This is a genomic window from Pseudomonadota bacterium (assembly GCA_034660915.1).
Lineage (GTDB): Bacteria > Desulfobacterota > Anaeroferrophillalia > Anaeroferrophillales > Anaeroferrophillaceae > DQWO01.
This window is the reverse complement of record JAYEKE010000213.1, coordinates 1-1748: the sequence shown is the minus strand read 5'-3', so window position 1 is coordinate 1748 and position 1748 is coordinate 1. Positions and strand designations below refer to the sequence as shown.

2 protein-coding genes are annotated in these 1748 nt (G+C 48.6%); both read left to right on the top strand.

Annotated elements, in window-relative coordinates:
* Positions 1-968 (top strand): tRNA (adenosine(37)-N6)-dimethylallyltransferase MiaA (miaA, locus tag U9P07_11790; protein MEA2110089.1); only part of this gene is annotated, 968 nt, incomplete at its 5' end.
* The coding region (locus tag U9P07_11785) for a chloride channel protein (GenBank protein ID MEA2110088.1) at positions 965-1748 on the top strand (784 nt) is incomplete at its 3' end. The genes miaA and U9P07_11785, both read left to right, overlap by 4 nt.

Sequence of the window (1748 nt, the reverse complement as noted above, 5' to 3'; positions counted from 1 at the left end):
GATCCAGCCACAACCCTTTCCATCGGTACAGGGGCGGCGGATATTTGAAAATAGTCATTATATCAGGTCCTACGGCCACCGGAAAAACGGCAACAGCAATTTCACTGGCAAAGGATTTCGGAGCTGAGATTATCAATGCTGACTCAATGCAAGTCTATCGCTACCTGGATATCGGGACCGCGAAACCAACCAGGGAAGAACAGAAAAAAGTTCCTCATCATTTGCTGGATGTGGTTGAACCTGATGATCCCTATCATGCCGGCCGTTTTCAGGCAGATGCTGATGGGCTGATTTCTGACCTGTACTCTCGACAGAAACTGCCATTGATTGTCGGCGGGACGGGTTTGTATATCAAATCGCTATTGTATGGCCTGTGTGATCTGCCGGAAATTCAGCCTGAAATTCGGCAGCAGGTTCAAAATGAACTGAAAAAAAATGGGGTTGAGAGTTTATATCAACATTTGAAAAAGGTGGATCCCCTGGTTGCCGACCGCCTTGCACCTCGTGATCAGGCCAGGATTTTCAGGGCTCTGGAGGTCTATCTGGCCACCGGTCGTAGCATCAATTATTTTCAGGAACAGCATCGTTTCAGCCGACCAAAATATTCCTTTTTATACCTTTATCTTGCTTGTGAGCGGACGATTCTTCGACAACGGATAGCCAACCGGGTCCAGCAGATGATGAACCATGGTTTTCTGGATGAAGTCAGGAATTTGCTGGCTAAGGGGTATTCTCCGGAACTGAAACCTTTGCAAAGTATCGGTTATCGTCAGTTGATTCTCCATCTGCATGGAGTGTTGTCATTAGATGAAGCCCTGAGGCTGATTGTCAGGGATACCAGGCGTTATGCCAAACGCCAGAATACCTGGTTTTCAAGGGTTCCGGGGATAAAAATCGTTAATGAAAATGAACGCCAATATATTCCCCAACTGATTCATTCATTTCTTGCAGCAAAGGATTGCCATTGAAGAACATTATCCGCTTTCTTAACCAGTTGAGAGATTTCTTGAATGAGCGTCTGCATTGTTTCCGGGCTACGGAACATGCTTTCATGGTCATCATTGCGGTTATTATCGGCGTTATTGGTGGCTTCGGAGCTGTGGGAATCCAGTTTTCGATCAAATTTTTCCAGAAAATCTTCTGGGGTGCCTGGCAGCCTGATTTAGCTTATCTGCATGATCTGCCGGTGTTCGTGAAAATAGCGGTGCCGACTGGTGGCGGGTTATTGGTGGGTTTGATTGTCCACTATGTTGCCAGGGAGGCCAAGGGGCATGGAGTCCCAGAGGTTATGGAAGCCATTGCCCTGAAAAACGGGGTTATCCGGCCGCGGGTGGTGATTGCCAAGCTTTTTGCTTCGGCTATTTGCATTGGCTCCGGTGGTTCCGTGGGACGGGAAGGACCGGTTATCCAGATTGGCTCTTCCATTGGTTCTACGATTGGACAATTTCTGGGAGTAACCGCCCAGCGGGTAAAGATCTTTGTTGCCTGTGGAGCCGCAGCCGGGATTGCGGCTGCATTTAATGCTCCCATAGCCGGTGCTTTGTTCAGTGTTGAAATCATCCTGGGGGATTTCGGCGTCGCCCAGTTCAGCCCTATCGTTATTTCTTCAGTGATGGCGACTGTGGTTTCCCGTCATTTTCTTGGTGATTTTCCCGCCTTTGAAGTTCCCCATTATCACCTGGTAAGTGCCCTGGAACTTATTCCCTATGTCATCCTCGGTTTGCTGGCCGGCCTTGTTTCCCTGCTGT